This window comes from Ancylobacter aquaticus, assembly GCF_004339465.1.
GTDB classification, from domain to species: domain Bacteria; phylum Pseudomonadota; class Alphaproteobacteria; order Rhizobiales; family Xanthobacteraceae; genus Ancylobacter; species Ancylobacter aquaticus.
On record NZ_SMFY01000001.1, the window covers coordinates 1354766 to 1370949 of the forward strand.

Below are 16184 nucleotides of genomic sequence, written 5' to 3' on the forward strand. Positions count from 1 at the left end.
CGTCGGCCGGACAGCGAGGGGGGCTCTCGCGGGCTTTGTTGCTGGGGGTATAATGACGCCGCGCTTCCGCTTGCCGACCAATATTGTCGTCGTCATTCTCACGCTCGTCCTGTTTTCGTTCGCCGCTCTTTTCGTCGTCTCAACGCCCGGCGGGTACCAAGGCTACGCGGAGGCCGATTTCATCTTCGTCGGGCCCGATGAGGCCGGACGCATTGTCGATCTCAACGTGGAGGAAGGTGCGCGCGTGACGAAGGGCGTGCCCCTCTTCACCATCGACGAGGATCTGCAGCTGGCCGACGTTAAGTCTGCCGACGCCGCGCTGGGGCAGGCACTGTCTGAAGTCGCCAACGCCAAGGCCTCGACCCGACGCCCGGCGGAGGTGGCGGTTCTGGAGGCCGGGGAACGGCGGGCGGCGGCGGCGCTGGAACTCTCCCGCCTCGAACTTGAACGCCAGAAGGACCTCCAGTCCAAACAGGTGGCGTCGCAAGCGGCCCTGGATGCGGCGCAGCAGACCTATAACCAGAACGAGGCCTCGCTGGACGCCGCGCGCCGCGAGATCGAAGCCGCCAAGCTTTCCGGTCGCGACGACGAGATTGCTGCCGCCGAAAAGGCGGTGGATGCGGCCCGCGCCGCTCTGGCAGCTGCGCAGGTGCGACTGGACCGGCGACGCATGATGGCGCCCGTCGCGGGCACGGTGGAAACCCTTTATTTCCGGGCTGGCGAGCTGGTTCCTGCCGGACGGCCGGTAGTGTCCATTTTGCCGCCGGAATTGATCAAGGTGCGTTTCTTCGTGCCCGAGCCGGCCCTGCCGCAGTTCCAGATCGGCACCGCCGTGACGGTGAGCTGCGATGGTTGCGCGGAAGAAATCGAGGCCAATGTCAGCTTCATCGCCGCCAGTGCCGAGTATACGCCCCCGGTCATCTACAGCCTGGATGAGCGCTCCAAGCTGGTGTTCATGATGGAAGCCCGGCCGCGCGATCCCTCCAAGCTGCGCCCCGGACAGCCGGTCACGGTCGAGATCGCGCCATGAGTGGGCGTGAGGTCGACGGCGGGGACCTCGCGGCACAGGACTCCGCGCTTGCCACCGGACCCGACTACGCCATCGACGTTCAGGGGCTGAGCAAGAGCTTTGGCACCAACCAGGTCGTCCACAACCTCTCCATGCGCGTGAGGCGTGGGCAGATCTATGGCTTTCTTGGTCCCAACGGCTCTGGAAAGACCACCACCATCCGCATGCTGTGCGGCCTGCTGACGCCGGACGAGGGGCACGGCACCTGCCTCGGCATGGATATCCTGACCCAGGGCCGCGCCATCCGCCGCCATGTCGGCTACATGACGCAGAAATTCAGCCTTTATGCCGACCTCTCGGTCCGGGAGAACCTCGAATTCATCGCCCGCATCTATGGCGTGCCCGATGCCGAGGCGGCGGCGGCCGAGGCGATCGTCGCCCTCGGGCTGGAGGGGCGTGAACGGCAGCTGGCCGGCGATCTCTCCGGCGGCTGGAAGCAGCGGCTGGCCTTGGGCGCCTGCATCCTGCCCAAGCCCCAGCTCCTACTGCTGGACGAGCCGACCGCCGGCGTCGATCCTAAGGCCCGCCGCGAGTTCTGGGCGCAGATTCATGATCTCGCGGCGGAAGGGGTCACGGTGCTCGTCTCCACCCATTACATGGACGAAGCCGAGCGCTGCCACGAGATCGCCTATATCGCCTATGGCGAATTGCTGGCGCAGGGCACGGTGGACGAGGTCGTCGCCGGCTCCGCGTTGCATATGTGGCGCGTAACCGGGCCGGACCCGGCGGCGCTGGCGCGGGAGTTGATGGAGGTGCCCGGCATCGAACTGGTCGCCCCCTTTGGGACCAGCGTGCATGTGGGCGGACGCGACCGGGCTGCGCTGGAGCGCGCCGTCGCGAGTTTCGCGGCCCGGGAGGAGCTGGTCTGGCGCCCGGACAGCCCCAGCCTGGAGGACGTGTTCATCGACCTCATCAATCGCTCAAGGGACAACTTCCGGTGATCGGCGTGGCGGGCTCCCTGCGCCGCATCGGCGCGATGATACGCAAGGAATTCATCCAGCTGATGCGGGACCGCGTCTCCTTTGCGGCGATGGTGTCGATCCCGCTGCTGCAGTTGATCCTTTTCGGCTATGCCATCAACACGACGCCGCGGCACCTGCCGACAGCGGTGCTGGCCTATGACCAGTCGTCGCTGACCCGCTCCATCCTCGCCGCCATAGAGAACACCAAATACTTCTCCATCACCCATCATCCGGTGAACGAGGCCGAAGCCGAGCATTTGCTACGCTCGGGGCAGGTGCTGTTCGTGGTGGAAATTCCCGCCGGCTTCGAGCGCGCGGTCCGGCGCGGGGAGAGCCCCTCGCTGCTGGTCTCGGCGGACGCCACCGATCCCGTCGCCTCGACCAGCGCGCTGGCGGCGCTGGGGCGATTGGTGGAAACCTCGGTACGGCGCGAGCGCTTCAATCTGGAGGATGCGCCGGAAGGCAGCGGGCTGGAGAAGGCCCCGCCGCCCTTCGAGTTCCGTACCCATCCGCGCTACAACCCGGCCGCCGTCACCCAGCTCAACATCGTGCCGGGCCTGCTCGGTACTATTCTCACCATGACCATGCTCATCTTCACCGCGCTTTCGGTAACGCGCGAGATCGAGCGCGGGACGATGGAAACCCTGCTGGCCATGCCGATCCGGCCGGTGGAGATCATGGTGGGCAAGATCGCGCCCTATGTGATGGTCGGGGCGATGCAGGCGGCGATGATCCTTGGTGCGGCCGTGCTGCTGTTCGACGTTCCCGTCGTCGGCAATCTGGCGCTCCTCACCGTCCTGACCGGCCTGTTCATCCTTACCAACCTGTCGATCGGCTACACGTTTTCCACGTTGGCGCAGAACCAGTTGCAGGCGGTGCAGATGACTTTCATGTACTTCCTGCCGAATATCCTGCTGTCAGGCTTCATGTTTCCGTTCGCCGGCATGCCGACCTGGGCGCAATGGATCGCCGAGACGCTGCCGCTGACCCATTATCTCCGAATGGTGCGCGGCATCCTGTTGAAAGGGGCGACTTCGGCGGACCTGGTGCAGAACATTCTCGGCCTCAGCGTGATCATGCTCGTCGCTATGTTCATCGCGGTGAAGCGCTTCCGGCAGACGCTGGACTGATCAGCGCGCCCTGTCCGCACCACGGGCGGTGCCCGGCTTGTCGAGCGGGGGAAAGGTGGCGAGAAGGGTGAAACGCTCCAGCCCCTCGGTGCCGATCACCTCGATCTCATCCGAGCGCACCCACAAATGCGCCATCAGCTGGCCCTCGGCGCCTTTCATCACGCCATAAAACAGCGTTGTCGGCAGGCTGCGCCGGTTTAGCATCATCCGGGCCGACAGCCCCTGTTCGAGGCACAGCGCGCGAAACGGCATGCGGCGCGCCACCGCGCGGATTGCCCAGCGCACCCTGATGATCTGTTCGCGGGCATCCGCCGCAGGCGGACGTCTCGGCCGGGTGGCGGCAATGCGCGCCACATGGCGAAACGGCACCAACACGATCGCCAGTCGGGCGAGCCCCACTGTCAGCAGCGCCTCGCCCAGCAATGCGCGGTCGCGCCAGCTCAGGCGGCGCCAGCGGGCGGCGAGCGAGGGCGGTGGGCGGGGATTCACAGCCGTCGGTTCCTCCACGGGCGGCCGCCGGGAAGGTAAATTCCCGCGCGGCGGTCCGGCGGTATCCAAGACCGAAGCCGCCGGTTTCTCAAGCCCGTCGGCGTGCAGGCTCGGCTTTACTGGCGGTCGAGGAGCTTGCGCTCGACCGTCTGCAAATGGGCGCGCATGCCGGCGGCAGCGGCGGCGATGTCGCGATGTTCGATCGCATCGACGATGGCTTCATGCTCGGCGAAGCTGTGATGATCGGACAGCGGCTTCACCGGCTCGGTGCGCAGCCGGCCCCAGGTCACGGCTCGGCGCACCGCGTTCAGCGTGTCGAACAGGCCGAGCAACAGCGTGTTCTGCGAGGCTTCGGCAATGGTCCGGTGCAGGCGCGTGTCCCAGGCTTCATATCGCCGCCAGGTATCTGCCTGCCGGGAGCGCGCCAGGCAGAGCCGCATTTCGCCGATGTCCTCCGGCGTGGCGGTGAAGGCGGCGGCACGGCAGATCTCGGGTTCCATCACGATGCGCGCCCGCATCACCTCGGCCGGATTGCTGCGTCGCGCCAGTGCCGCGATGTCGGCGAAGGTGTCGAGCGGCCGGCTGCCCATGAAGGTGCCCTTGCCGACATGGCGCCAAAGCTGGCCCTCGGCTTCAAGCACGTCGAGGGCCTTGCGCAGCTCTGTGCGCGACACGCCGAGCGCCGCCGACAATTCGCGCTCGGGCGGCAGGCGGCCATCATCTGCAAGATCGCTCTGGGCAAGGTAGCCACGCAACTGCGTGACGATGCCCTTTTCCAGATTGGGGTCGGCGGAAGGATTAAGCATGGGTGTCCGGATCAACCAAAGTGCGAATTGGTTCATTCTATGGCGGCATCAAATCGTGCCGTCAAGCCAATCCGACCTTGACCGACTTCGGCAGCCAATATAAACCAAAATCAAATTGGTATCCAACCTCGCGGGTTGGGTGAGTGGCGGATTAAAACCGCTCGGCTCTCATGGGAGACTGTAAATGCTCAAGGAATTCACGAAAAAACTGTGCGGTCTGTCCGGGTTGGCGGTAGCCGCCGGCTTCGGGCTCGCTCTGGTGGCGGTGCCCCAGGCTGAAGCCAAGGTCCGCGTTGCCTATGGCGATATTGCGTCGGTCGAGAACCTGCACCTGCTGGCCGCTTTCGAGCTCGCCAAGCAGCGCGGCGTCGAGATCGAGATGACCTACCTGAAGTCCGAGGACATTGCCGCTCAGGCGGTGGTCAGCGGCCAGGCCGATGTCGGCGTCGGCGGTCCCTATGCGCTGATGCAGAAGGTGAAGGTGCCGGTTCGCATCTTCCTCCAGCTCTCGACGCTGCGCTTCTACCCCGCCGTCAACGCCGAGTTCTACAAGACCTGGAAGGACCTGAACGGCCAGGAAATCGCGGTCCACTCGCGCGGTTCGGGCACCGAAGCCATCATGAAGCTGATGGAAGAGAAGCAGGGCATCAAGTTCTCCAAGATCAGCTACATCCCGGGTTCGGAAGTCCGCACCGGCGCCCTGCTTCAGGGTAACGTCAAGGCGACGATCGTGGATTCGGCCGGTCGCCGGCTGCTGCAGGAAAAGGCCCCCGGCAAGTTCATCATCCTGCCGCTCGATGGCATCAACGCCACGGACGAGGCGCTCTTCGCCCGCCAGGATTTCCTCGACAAGAATGCCGGCGAAGTCGACATCATCGTTGAGTCGATCCTCACCACCTGGCGCGAAGTGACCAAGAACCCCGCCATCGTCGCGGAGTGGCGCACCAAGTACAAGCTGCTGCCCGATCTGCCGGCCGACCAGGTGGCCGAGATCACCCCCTATTTCAGCGAGCTCGCCGAGGGCAAGGCCTTCCCGCTCAATGGCGGCGGCGAGGCGGCGGCCAAGGACGACTTCGCCTTCTACACGCTCTCCGGCCAGCTCCAGGGCGATCCTGCGAGCCTCAAGGTCGAGGATTTCTGGGCCCTCGAGCCGCTGAACCGCGCGCTCGGCAAGGTCGGCACCAACTGAAGGCCGGTTGAATGAGTTTTCCGGTACAGGCGAACGGCTCCTCGCGAGCCGTTCCCACCTCCGAGGCTTCCTTCTTCTGGAGGAAGCTCTCGGAGCACCGCACGGCCCTTTGGCGTCTGGCGTCAATCGGCCTCTTCTTTCTTGTCTGGGAGATCGCCGGTCGCATTCCGATCAGCTTCGCCTTCCCGACCTTTCTGGAGACGCTGCGCGCCTTCGTGACGATGACGCTCGACGGTTCGTTCGTCGCGGCCTATGCCGAAACACTTCAGCCATTGGTGATCGGCATCACCATTTCGGCCGTCATCGGCATCGGTCTGGGCATTGTCATGGGCCTGTCGCGCTTCGCCGAATGGCTGGTGGCGCCGGTGTTCATCGTGCTGCAGGCAGCGCCGATGGCGGCGCTTATTCCGCTCATCACCTTCGTCTACGGCATTGGCCTCGTCTCGAAGACGCTTGCGGTAATCATGCTTGCTTTGCCGGTGATCGTGCTCAACGGCTACAAGGCGGTGCGAAACGCCAATCCCTCGCTGGTGGCCATGTGCTACTCGTTCCAGGGAAATCTGTGGCAGCGCATCACCAAGATCATCATTCCCGATGCGAGCCCGGTCATCTTCGCCGGCCTGCGCCTCGGCCTTGCCGCCGGCTTCATCGGCGTCATCCTTGCGGAACTGCTGATCACCCCGACCGGCATTGGCGACCTCATCACCTATCATCGCTCGGTGGCGAACTATGCCGAGATGTATGCGGCTGTTGTCTCCATCATCCTTGTATCCACCCTCACGCTGGCCGCGCTGGAGGCTTTCGAGCTTCGCGTGTTGCGTCCCGAAAAGAGGAAGTCCTGACCATGCGGAATATCACCGCTCAGGCGGCCACCGCCGCCGCAGTTCCCGCCGGCTCGGACGTCGCGGTCGAAGTGCGCGGCATCTGCAAGATGTACAATGAGGTTGAGGCCCTGCGCGGCATCGACCTCGACTTCCCCGCCGGCAAGCTCACCACGCTGCTCGGCCCGTCGGGTTGCGGCAAGACCACGCTTCTCAAGATCATCGCCGGCCTGATCCCCGCCACATCGGGCGAGGTTCGGGTCAATGGCAAGGCGGTCACCGGCCCCGGTCCCGAGCGCGCCTTCGTGTTCCAGGACTTCGCGCTGATGCCGTGGGCAACGGTCATGCGCAATGTCGGCTTCGGCCTTGAGCTGAAGGGCATGGGCAAGAACGAGCGTCAGGCGATCGCGCAGAAGTACATTGCCGAGGTTGGCCTGTCCGGCTTCGAGAACAAGTACCCGCACGAGCTTTCCGGCGGCATGCGCCAGCGCGTCGGCCTCGCGCGCGCCTTTGCCGTGAATGCCGATGTGCTGCTTCTCGATGAGCCGTTCTCGGCGGTCGACGAGCAGAACCGGCGCAAGTTCCAGGAGGACCTGCTCGAACTGGTCGAGAAGGAGAAAAAGACGTTCATCTTCGTCACCCACTCGATCGAGGAAGCGGTCTACTGCTCCGACCGCATTGTCATCCTCTCGCGCCGGCCCGGCCGGATCGCGCAGATCATCGAGCCGGAAATCGACCGTACGGCCTCGCCGGACGCCATTCGCCGTGACCAGGGCTATCTCGATACGGTCGAGGAGATCTGGCAGGGCCTCAAGCACTATGTCGATTAAGGGGAGGCCGCGATGACAATGTTTGGCTATCGCGTGCCCATGATGGCATCGCTGCTCGTGTGGTGCTTCATCTGGGAACTCGTCGGGCGTTCCGGCGCCATGTTCCTCGTTCCCCCGCTCTCCGATGTGCTGGTCGCAGCGGTTGCGCTGGTGCAGACCGGCACCTGGCAGGCGGCGGCGATCACCACGCTTAACAGCTTCCTGGTTGGCATGTTCTTCGCCATCACTGTCGGCATCGCCGTCGGTGTGCTGATGGGGCGTTCGACCACGGCGGACAACCTGCTGGGCATCTGGGTCAACATCTTCGTGTCAGCGCCGCTCTCGGCGCTGGTGCCGGTGCTGATGATCCTGTTCGGTATGGGCGAGACGACGGTGGTGGTCACGGTCTTCCTGTTCGCGGTGTGGATCATCGTGCTCGACACCCGCGCGGGCATCCAGGGCGTGCCGCCCTCGCTCGTAGAGATGGGCCGCAGCTACGGCGCGTCCCCCTGGACGCTCTACGGCAAGATCATCTTCCTCGCCGCGCTGCCCGAAATTCTCGCCGGCATCCGCCTGGGCGTTGTTCGTGGCGTTAAAGGCGTGGTGATTGGCCAGCTACTGGTGGCAATCATCGGCTATGGCGAGTTGTTCGAGCTCTATTCGCGCAATTTCGACATGGTGAATTTCTGGGCCCTGACGATTATCCTTTTCGCCGCCGCGATGGGATTGTCGGCCCTGATCGAAAACATTGAAAAACGCGTCGACTATTACGCAGGAGTACGCTGATGAACGCGCCTATCGACACCTCCGTCTATGTGATCACGCCTCCTGGCATTCCGACGCTGCCCGTCGAAGGCTCGGACCAGCTCTTCCCTATCCACCGCATCTACTGCGTCGGCCGCAACTATGCAGAGCACGCCATCGAGATGGGGCATGATCCCGACAAGGAGCCGCCCTTCTTCTTCCAGAAGAACCCTGACAACGTCATCACCGACGGCACCTTCCCCTATCCCGACAAGTCGAGCGATGTGCATTTCGAGCTGGAAATGCTGGTCGCCATCGGCAAGGGCGGTGTGAACATCCCGGTCGAGTCGGCGCTCGATCATGTGTGGGGCTATGGCGTGGGTCTCGACATGACCCGTCGCGACCTGCAGGGCGAGGCCAAGAAGCTTGGCCGTCCGTGGGAAGTCGGCAAGGCCTTCGAGGATTCCGCCCCCTGCTCGGCACTGGTGCCGGCTTCGGTTGTCGGCCACCCGGCCGACGGCAAGGTGTGGCTGAACGTCAACGGCACGCAGCGCCAGGTCGGCGACCTCAACCAGATGATCTGGAAGGTGCCGGAGATGATCTCCTACCTCTCCGGCCTGTTCGAGCTTGAGCCGGGCGACGTCATCATGTCGGGCACCCCGGCCGGCGTTGGCGCCATCGTGCGCGGCGATGTCATGGAGGGCGGTGTCGACGGCGTCGGCACGCTCACTGTCAAGGTCGTCTGATCGGCTTATCGCCTGCACCCGGTGGTTCTCATCGGGTGCAGGTACGGCCTCTGCCAAACGGGACGCGGCGATATCGCCTGCGTCCCGTTTCTATTCGGGCCTGGTCCATTGGCTGGACCGGGTCCACAGGAGCTCAGGGCCGGCGCGGCGGCTTGCTCTTGGCGGGCTTGGCGTAGGGCTTCTTGCCCTCCGGGCCTTTGTCGAAAGGCGGCTTGCCGCCGGGCTTCTTGCCCGGTGTGCCCGCGCCGTCCGGCCTCTTGCCCTCCGGCTTCCGGCTCTCGAGCCTGCCCGGCGGCTTGCCCTCGAAGGCAGCAGGTCGTGCGGGCTTGCCCGGCCGCTCGCTTTCGCTGGTGGCCAGCGGGTTCCATTCGCGCGGCTTCTCAGTCCCACCCTTGCGGTGCGGCTTCTTGCTGCGCTCATACGTGCCGCCTTCCGTCGAACCCCGCTCCGGCCGGCTATCGGCCGGCTTCCCCGGAGCCGGTTCCGGGCGCGAGGTCGGTTCGCGGAAAGGCTTTTCGTAGACAGGTTTCGTGTGAACCGGCTTCTCGTAAGCGGGTTTGGCGTAAGCGGGCTTGTCGCGCTCGGGCCGCTCGCGTTGCGGCCTCTCCTGCGAAGGCCGGCTGCGCGGTGGCCGCGACGAGCGTTCCTCCGAGGGCCCACCGGGCAGGGGCTCGATGACGACGTCGCCGCCCTCGATCTTGCGCACCGATTTGCCGAAGCGATCGGCGGCAGCGCGGCTGACCTCGAAGGCGGTCTCCTCGTCGAGGATGCGGATGATGCCGATTTCCTTGCGTGTGACGTTGCCGCGACGGCAGATCAGCGGCAGCAGCCATTTTGGGTCGGCATTGCTGCGACGTCCGACATTGAGACGGAACCACACGCTACCGCCGCCGGACGGCCCGCCAAACTCGCGGTCCGCGGCGCGGTCGCGCACGGCGCCTGCTCGCGGCTCGCCGGGGTCGGCAACCTCCTCCGGTGCCGGCAGGCCGGCTCGATAGAGACGTACCAGCGCGGCGGCCAGATGCTCGGGCGTGTGGGCGGCGAGCAGGGTCTGGCCGGCGGCAAGGTCTTCCTCATTGGGCTCGTCGGTGAGCAGCGCGTCGCCCAGCATGCGCTCATGGTCGAGCTTGCGGATTTCCTCCGAGGTCGGGGGGCCGGACCAGGCCGGCGCGATGCCCAGCCCGCGCATCATGTCCTCGACGCGGCGGCGCCGGAAAGGCGGCACCAGAAGCACACTCACGCCCTTGCGCCCCGCACGCCCGGTGCGGCCGCTGCGATGCTGCAGGCTCTCGGCGTCGTTCGGCAGGTCGGCGTGGATGACGAGACCGAGATTGGGCAGGTCGATGCCGCGCGCTGCGACATCGGTGGCGACGCACACCCGCGCACGCCCGTCGCGCAGCGCCTGCAGCGCGTGGTTACGGTCGTTCTGGCTGAGCTCACCGGAAAGCGCCACGGCGGAGAACTGCCGTTCCTGCAGCATGGCGTGCAGCCGGCGCACCGCCTCGCGCGTGTTGCAGAACACGATGGCGCTCGGCGTGTCGTAGAAGCGCAGCACGTTGACCACGGCATGGTCGAGCTCGGTCGGGGCGATGCGGATGGTGCGGTATTCGATATCGGCGTGACCGCCCTCGGCGCTCGCCACCTCGATGCGCAGCGCGTCCCGCTGGTAGCGCTTGGCCAGCGCGGTGATGCCGCGCGGCATGGTGGCGGAGAACAGCAGGCTGCGCCGCTCCGGCGGGGTGGCGTCGAGGATGAATTCGAGATCCTCGCGGAAGCCGAGGTCGAGCATCTCGTCGGCCTCGTCGAGAACGGCAACCTTCAGCGCGGAAAGATCGAGCCGGCCGCGCTCCAGATGGTCGCGCAGCCGCCCCGGCGTGCCGACGACGATATGCGCACCCTGGTTCAGCAGGCGCTGCTCCTGGCGCGGGTCCATGCCGCCGACGCAGGAAACGATGCGCGCGCCCGTCGCCGCATAGAGCCACACGAATTCCCGCTGCACCTGCAGCGCCAGTTCACGGGTGGGCGCCACCACCAGCGCGAGGGGAGCCGTGGCGTGCGGCAGGCGCTCCTCGCTGCCCAGCAGCGTCTCGGCCATGGCGAGGCCATAGGCCACGGTCTTGCCGGAACCTGTCTGCGCCGACACCAGCAGGTCGCGTCCCATCGCGTCGGGCGCCAGCACGGCCAGTTGCACCGGGGTCGGGTTGTTATAGTCCCGTTCGGCCAGCGCCTGGGCAAGCGCCGGGTTCGTCGTCATGAAGGTCACGGCTGGTCCGCCTATGTCGCAGTCTCGTCAGGCGTCGAAAGGGGAGCCATCGGAAATTGTCTGTAAGCCTCTTCCTTAATCGCGCCGGGGCCGCAACGCCACTGCCGTCCACGCATCCCCCGGTGGTGCCCAGCGCAGGGCATGCAGTAGGGGCGCAGGAGAAACGATTGAAAGCCGCTCGACATCCGCTTGATCGATCGGGTGCACTCTGGACGACCGCCTTGCTGGTATTATAGCCGCTTCCGATTGCTGCTCATCTTCAGGGGTGCTGGATGATCCCGCGTGAAGCAATTGTCGTCAGGTGGGTATGAAGCCCATGCGTGAGGACGAGACGCTCGATGGAAGGGCGAGGCGGCGCGGACAGGGCGGGCCTATTCGTGCCAATGGGCCGCCACGAAGGGGGCGTGGCGGCAGTTCTGGTAGCTGCCGTCCATAACATGCTGCGGTTTCATCTTGCCTGCGAAGGAAATGATGCGGGCCTTCTCCGGCGGCAGCGCCTCGCCCTGGGGGTTGTCGTGGTCGGCATAAGCGTTGCAGTCCTGCCGGAAATACGCGACGCGGCCATCTTCCAGGAACGTCATCTCGGCCAGCTTGCGGTCGAGCCAGCGCTGGTCGGAGATCTGGCCCGGCAGCCCGCGATGGTGCTGGCAGGTAGCGGCGGCCGCCGCCGGGTCCTTCACGAGGTCCTCCCACAGATGGGTCATGGTTCCGACCCGGTGCCGAAGGATCGCGCTGTGCCCGCGGGTATTGCCGCTCTGGTTCCGGCCGCGCGCGATCAGGAAGTTCTCTTCTGGACGGTCCGCAAGAAAATCGACATTGCCGATCACGACCATGTCGATGTCGCTCTGCACCAGAAGTTCACCGTTCAGCCCGAGAAAATTGTCGCTGAACAGCGCAAGCTTGCGAGCGTTGCCGAGATCCCAGTCGCAAAAATCGTAGCTCGGCAGCGGGTGCACGAGGATATCGGGCCGCAGGCCTTCGGCGGTGTCGGTCACGCAGTGGAAGACATGGGGAATGGTAAGATTGCGCAGGAACATTGCCCGCAGCCGGTTGACGTCGTCCGCCGCGTAGAGATCGCCCCATTTGAAGCAGTTTACATGAAGTACCATTTCGTCACCCCGGCGCCTCGCGCCTTCTAAAGTGCGATCCGATCGGTTCGACCCGTGAATCGCCCTCTAATTCCAGAATAGAGACAGCTTTGTCTGATCAGCTTGCCATGCAGGCCGGTCGGCGCATGCTCTAGTGTTGCTCCACATCGAGTACGCGCGCATGGGCCTTCGAGAGCATCCGCTCGATTTCATGGGTGTTCTTGTCCAAATGCTCGGACACGAAGGCGCGCTCGGCCGCGTCGGGGCGCTGCCCGCAGAGCAGCCGCGCGATGATTTCCGGCTGGTAGAAGCGCAGCGCCGCCGACAGCACGAACCCCTCGTCGATAAGGTTGGCGGTGGTGCTGGGCGAGCAGATGTCGGCGATATTGTCGGAACCGATCCGGATGGCGACACCCCGGCTGACGAGTTCCAGCACGCGTGGCATGCAGTTGCCGGTGGGCGCCTGCAACGGCCGGAGCATGCGCATGCCGAGCGCCGCCGAGGGGCAGGCGATGACACCGATGTTCATCTCGGCCATATCGGCGGCAAGGCGCAGGAAGCGGGCTTCGTCATAGGTCGAGGGCGAGACCATGTGGACGGCCCACACCAGCGGCTCGCCGCTTTCCGAACGCGGTGCACCATAGCGCCGGACGGCCTCGACCAGGCGCTCGGTGCCGCACTCGGAGGCCTCAAACCGCTGGTCGGTATGGACATGGACCATCTTGCCGAGGTCCTGGGCGAGTTCGAGCACCCGCCGGCAATGTTCCATGAAGCCGATATGGGTGGGGTAGTCGTCGGTATCGTCGGCCTCCGGCAGGCTGCCAATGAAATCGGCCTGACGCGCGCCTTCGGCGAAGATCTCCCATCGCTCCGGCTCGGCGTCGACGAAGCCGAAGGGCGTGTAGGCCCCGAGCCTCAGGTCGATCCGGTCCGCCCAGCGCGTCTGGATCTCCTTCATCCAGCCAAGACCCGTCAGCCCGACCCGGTTGGGCGTGACGTCCACCATGGTGTCGGCACGCTGGGTGTCAACCGCGACCATTTCCGCCAGCGCATCCTCCACGCGCGCGAAATAGTCGTCCCTCTCGAACGCCGGCCCGGCGTGGATATCAGCGATCATCGAGTGCTTGCGCTTCAGCGAGATGTGAAAATCCTCGGCTGTTCGATGCCCGTTGCCCGCCAGATAGCGATCATCGAACGTGCCGGCACGATCAAGGTGCAGATGGGCGTTGAACATGCCCCCGCTACGTCGAATTTCCTGGCGGAGCCGTTCATACCAAGCTCTCGTCATTGTTGCCTCCCCCACGCGCTTTTTGGATTCTTCTCAACGGGATCGAGCGCTGCCACCTCATCGCGCCGCCGACGGATCATGGCGACGAGATCGAGAATGTAAGGCTCCTGAAAAAACTGCCCGTGGCCACCGCTGACGATGTCGATCGTGAAATTGTCGTCGTAATACGCGCGACATTCGGCGTCGGGGTCCTCGCACCAGAGATGGATATTGCGGTTGCTGTCGCGCCCGAAGCACAGCGCGACCCGCCCGGCATAGCGCTCGGGCACCATCTTCTCGTGCAGCACAAGGAGGGAGACCTCGCGTCCCGCCGCTCGGGCATGCCGGGCGACATGGAAGGCGATGGTCGCGGCCTGGCAATTGCCGCCGATGAACAGCGGACCGGCCGGCACTGCCGCCTGTATCTCGCCGGAGTAATGGGCGGCGAGCCGGTCGATGTTCTCGGCGGACTTCACCATGACTTCATGGCCCGAGCGCATGCCGAACACGGGCTGGTCCTTGCCGATGTAGCGCGCGATCTGCTTCAGTTCGGTCTCGTTCTGGAGGCACCAGAAGAGCGGCGGCCGCGCGCCATCGAGGTTGTGGCCGACCGCCACCGCGCCTGGGAACGGGCGGCGCCCCTCCCAACTCGCGGTGTAGGCGCGAAGCCTGGCGAGGATGTCGGGGTCAAGATGCCCGGCCGGCGCCGGCGCCGAATGTTCCTGTGCCTCATCGGACACCAGCGCCGCCGCCAGTTCCGCGACCGTGCCCAACTGGAGAAGCACGTTCGCTGAAAGGCGCCGCCCCAGCGTCTTCTCCAGATCGGAGAGCATTCGCACCGCCAGCAGGGAATGGCCGCCCAACTCCCGGAAATTCTCATGCCGCCCGATGGGATGGTCAAGCCACAGAGCCTTCTGCCAGAGATCGGCGATGATGCGCTCGACATCGTTCTCCGGCGGGTTGAAGGCGCTCTTTCCGCGTCCGTCGTCGAGGGCGACAAGCGTCTCCAGATCGACCGCTCCGGTTGCCGTGCGTGGCAACGCTGGCAGCGAGGAGAACCGCAGAGGCGGCAGCAGGGCCCCGAACTTGGTGCCGAGCCATGTCGTCAGTTCGTCTGCGGAGGCCCGATTGTACTCGTTCAGCACCATCCATGCCGACATGCCCCCTGTTTGGGGATTTTCGGTCACGGCGGCCTCGTCGATGCCGGGATGGGCGACCAGCAAGGCCCTTAAGCGCTCCCGGTCGACGGTGGGAGGCGTAAGGGAGCCGATCGGCTGGTCGATACCCTTCTCCACCATTGCTGTGAGTGTGTCGCGCAGCAACGTGCCGAACGCCGCCGCGCCGGCCGGGCCGAGAATATGCGCCCGGTGGCTGATCCGGCAGGAAAGAGCCGGGCCATCGGCCTCGAACTGCAGGGCAAGGGCAAAATCTGCGCTCTCGCGGTCCAGCTTCATCTCGCGCACCGGAAGCCGGCCGAAGGCAAGCGGCGCCTCACGCCGTCGCTCCTGCCACGCGGCCATGAACTGGTCGGTGCGCGCCCGCGCGAGGCCGGCCGTGGCCACGATCTCTGCGGTGGGAAGAAAGCGATGGCGATTGGCCGCGAAAAGATCCCGAGCGATGCCGGAGACGATATCGGCCAGAGTCGCCGTCGGCGGCAGGGCCACGGACAGCGGCACAACACGATTCAGATATCCGATGACCGCAGCCGCTTCCGCCTGTTCGCGATTGGTCAGCGGCGTGCAGAGCAGTATCTGGCGCTGCACGGTGACCCGGCTGAGTGTCAGTGCGGCTGCGGCGAGCGCGAGCGCGCCGGGCGGCACCTTAAGGGCAGCGGCGCGCGCGCGCAGCGCCTCCGCAAGATGGTCCGGGAACGCGACCCGCATGGAGCCGTCGCGCTCGGCTTGGCCCGGCGCGGCCGGCAGCGCGGCCGATGGATGGGCTTGCCCAAAGCGTTCGCGCCACCAGGCCCGCGACTGTTCCCCGCGCGGTCCCGCCGCCACCCGCCGCTCCCACTCCGCGACGTCGGTCGACTGGAAGCGCGGCTGCCCCACCGGGGGCGTTCTCCCGTCACTCAAGGCGGTGATGAGTTCCGCCAGTTCACCCGCGAACACATCCCGCGAAAAGCCATCGAAGATGAGATGGTGGAAGACGAGGAGCACGATCGTCCGTCTGCCCCCGACCGTGTAGACGCAGCAGCGCCAGAGCGGCCCGTGCGCGATGTCGAAGGGGCGCGCGCCTGCCCGCCCTATCGCGGCGTGGGCCTCCTCGGGCAGGTCGTCGCTGTCCTTTGCCTGGGCCTTGAAGGCGAGCGTCTCCTCCATCGCGATACGGCTCATGCGCGGGCGGAGCACCGGGCAGGTCTCCGTGGCGGGAAAACAGTATCGCAGCGCCTCATGGCGCTCTTGCAACGCCATAGAGGATGTTCAGATCGAGGGAGCCAGCAATGTCGAGAACAAGCGGCACGTTATAGAGGCTCTCGGCCTGGCGCGCCCGTGCCAGCGGCAGCAGGCTCTCCTGCGCGAGCGTGAGCACGCGGGGCGCCTCGGCCGGTATCGCCACCAGCCCCGGCTCCGACGCTTCCACCGTCGCAGGGGCTGGCGTGAGCAGCGCGATCAGCGCGTCGCGTTCCGCCTTGAGCCGGGCACGCACGGCTTCGTCGAGCCGGTCCGGCCGCGCGCTGCATTGCAGACGCCCGGACTCTACCCACAGCCGGATTCCGCGACCGGCCAGTTCTTCAAGGAACCGTGCCGTATCGTACGATCCCTTACCCGAAGAACCGGCATCCACTGCGTCCACGTTCT

The 16184-nt window shown here is 65.7% G+C and carries 15 protein-coding genes; 8 read left to right on the top strand and 7 right to left on the bottom strand.

Going from position 1 to position 16184, the window contains the following annotated elements:
• The first annotated feature begins 52 nt into the window (after window positions 1–52).
• Genes EV667_RS06165 through EV667_RS06175 form a run of 3 tightly spaced genes read left to right on the top strand, consistent with a single transcriptional unit; the run spans window position 53 to window position 3161 of the window.
• Entirely contained in the window at window positions 53–1030 is a 978-nt protein-coding gene (locus EV667_RS06165; RefSeq protein WP_245516002.1) for an HlyD family secretion protein, read from the top strand.
• The gene (locus EV667_RS06170; RefSeq protein WP_131834378.1) at window positions 1027–2010 is read left to right on the top strand and encodes an ABC transporter ATP-binding protein; all 984 of its coding nucleotides are present in this window, start codon (window positions 1027–1029) and stop codon (window positions 2008–2010) included. Before EV667_RS06165 ends, EV667_RS06170 begins: the two co-directional genes overlap by 4 nt.
• Before the next feature lie 35 nt (window positions 2011–2045).
• Window positions 2046–3161, top strand: a complete 1116-nt coding sequence (locus EV667_RS06175; RefSeq protein ID WP_245516081.1) for an ABC transporter permease — start codon at window positions 2046–2048, stop codon at window positions 3159–3161.
• Here the strand turns inward: EV667_RS06175 and EV667_RS06180 are convergent, their stop codons facing one another.
• Together EV667_RS06180 and EV667_RS06185 are read right to left on the bottom strand one after the other, a co-directional pair.
• The gene (locus tag EV667_RS06180; protein ID WP_245516003.1) at window positions 3162–3650 is read right to left on the bottom strand and encodes a lasso peptide biosynthesis B2 protein; all 489 of its coding nucleotides are present in this window, start codon (window positions 3648–3650) and stop codon (window positions 3162–3164) included.
• Between the two features lie 116 nt (window positions 3651–3766).
• Window positions 3767–4456: a FadR/GntR family transcriptional regulator gene (locus EV667_RS06185; protein WP_131834381.1), complete on the bottom strand. Its 690-nt coding sequence runs from the start codon at window positions 4454–4456 to the stop codon at window positions 3767–3769.
• A gap of 184 nt (window positions 4457–4640) precedes the next feature.
• Here EV667_RS06185 and EV667_RS06190 point away from each other — a divergent pair, with 184 nt between their 5' ends.
• Genes EV667_RS06190 through EV667_RS06210 form a run of 5 tightly spaced genes read left to right on the top strand, consistent with a single transcriptional unit; the run spans window position 4641 to window position 8765 of the window.
• Window positions 4641–5645 (top strand): ABC transporter substrate-binding protein, encoded by a 1005-nt coding sequence (locus EV667_RS06190; RefSeq protein ID WP_131834382.1) that lies wholly within the window; start codon window positions 4641–4643, stop codon window positions 5643–5645.
• Between the two features lie 11 nt (window positions 5646–5656).
• Entirely contained in the window at window positions 5657–6487 is an 831-nt protein-coding gene (locus tag EV667_RS06195) for an ABC transporter permease (RefSeq protein ID WP_131834383.1), read from the top strand.
• A 2-nt stretch (window positions 6488–6489) separates the two neighbouring features.
• Window positions 6490–7296 carry an ABC transporter ATP-binding protein gene (locus EV667_RS06200; RefSeq protein WP_131834384.1) on the top strand — a complete coding sequence of 269 codons (807 nt, stop codon included), beginning with the start codon at window positions 6490–6492 and terminating at the stop codon, window positions 7294–7296.
• Window positions 7297–7308: 12 nt separating this feature from the next.
• Entirely contained in the window at window positions 7309–8061 is a 753-nt protein-coding gene (locus EV667_RS06205) for an ABC transporter permease (RefSeq protein WP_131834385.1), read from the top strand.
• Window positions 8061–8765 carry a fumarylacetoacetate hydrolase family protein gene (locus EV667_RS06210; RefSeq protein WP_131834386.1) on the top strand — a complete coding sequence of 235 codons (705 nt, stop codon included), beginning with the start codon at window positions 8061–8063 and terminating at the stop codon, window positions 8763–8765. The genes EV667_RS06205 and EV667_RS06210 overlap by 1 nt, the downstream gene beginning before the upstream one ends.
• 133 nt (window positions 8766–8898) lie before the next feature.
• On the opposite strand, the gene EV667_RS06215 is transcribed toward EV667_RS06210, so the two are convergent.
• The 5 genes from EV667_RS06215 to EV667_RS06235 form a co-directional block, all read right to left on the bottom strand.
• Window positions 8899–11019 carry a DEAD/DEAH box helicase gene (locus EV667_RS06215; protein WP_425359003.1) on the bottom strand — a complete coding sequence of 707 codons (2121 nt, stop codon included), beginning with the start codon at window positions 11017–11019 and terminating at the stop codon, window positions 8899–8901.
• Between the two features lie 380 nt (window positions 11020–11399).
• Window positions 11400–12137 carry a hypothetical protein gene (locus EV667_RS06220; RefSeq protein ID WP_131834388.1) on the bottom strand — a complete coding sequence of 246 codons (738 nt, stop codon included), beginning with the start codon at window positions 12135–12137 and terminating at the stop codon, window positions 11400–11402.
• A gap of 130 nt (window positions 12138–12267) precedes the next feature.
• On the bottom strand, window positions 12268–13404 hold the full coding sequence (locus EV667_RS06225; RefSeq protein ID WP_131834389.1) for an amidohydrolase family protein: 1137 nt from the start codon (window positions 13402–13404) through the stop codon (window positions 12268–12270).
• Complete coding sequence (locus EV667_RS06230; protein ID WP_131834390.1) at window positions 13401–15797, bottom strand: condensation domain-containing protein; 2397 nt, start codon at window positions 15795–15797, stop codon at window positions 13401–13403. The genes EV667_RS06225 and EV667_RS06230 overlap by 4 nt, the downstream gene beginning before the upstream one ends.
• Entirely contained in the window at window positions 15775–16179 is a 405-nt protein-coding gene (locus EV667_RS06235) for a TubC N-terminal docking domain-related protein (protein ID WP_131834391.1), read from the bottom strand. Before EV667_RS06235 ends, EV667_RS06230 begins: the two co-directional genes overlap by 23 nt.
• Window positions 16180–16184 lie beyond the last annotated feature (5 nt).

Bases quoted from the DNA above. Each gene is read 5' to 3' on its own strand.
- EV667_RS06165 (WP_245516002.1), top strand. From the start codon at position 53: ATGACGCCGCGCTTCCGCTTGCCGACCAATATTGTCGTCGTCATTCTC.
- EV667_RS06170 (WP_131834378.1), top strand. From the start codon at position 1,027: ATGAGTGGGCGTGAGGTCGACGGCGGGGACCTCGCGGCACAGGACTCC.
- EV667_RS06175 (WP_245516081.1), top strand. From the start codon at position 2,046: ATGATACGCAAGGAATTCATCCAGCTGATGCGGGACCGCGTCTCCTTT.
- EV667_RS06185 (WP_131834381.1), bottom strand. From the start codon at position 4,456: ATGCTTAATCCTTCCGCCGACCCCAATCTGGAAAAGGGCATCGTCACG.
- EV667_RS06190 (WP_131834382.1), top strand. From the start codon at position 4,641: ATGCTCAAGGAATTCACGAAAAAACTGTGCGGTCTGTCCGGGTTGGCG.
- EV667_RS06195 (WP_131834383.1), top strand. From the start codon at position 5,657: ATGAGTTTTCCGGTACAGGCGAACGGCTCCTCGCGAGCCGTTCCCACC.
- EV667_RS06200 (WP_131834384.1), top strand. From the start codon at position 6,490: ATGCGGAATATCACCGCTCAGGCGGCCACCGCCGCCGCAGTTCCCGCC.
- EV667_RS06205 (WP_131834385.1), top strand. From the start codon at position 7,309: ATGACAATGTTTGGCTATCGCGTGCCCATGATGGCATCGCTGCTCGTG.
- EV667_RS06210 (WP_131834386.1), top strand. From the start codon at position 8,061: ATGAACGCGCCTATCGACACCTCCGTCTATGTGATCACGCCTCCTGGC.
- EV667_RS06215 (WP_425359003.1), bottom strand. From the start codon at position 11,019: ATGACGACGAACCCGGCGCTTGCCCAGGCGCTGGCCGAACGGGACTAT.
- EV667_RS06220 (WP_131834388.1), bottom strand. From the start codon at position 12,137: ATGGTACTTCATGTAAACTGCTTCAAATGGGGCGATCTCTACGCGGCG.
- EV667_RS06225 (WP_131834389.1), bottom strand. From the start codon at position 13,404: ATGACGAGAGCTTGGTATGAACGGCTCCGCCAGGAAATTCGACGTAGC.
- EV667_RS06230 (WP_131834390.1), bottom strand. From the start codon at position 15,797: ATGGCGTTGCAAGAGCGCCATGAGGCGCTGCGATACTGTTTTCCCGCC.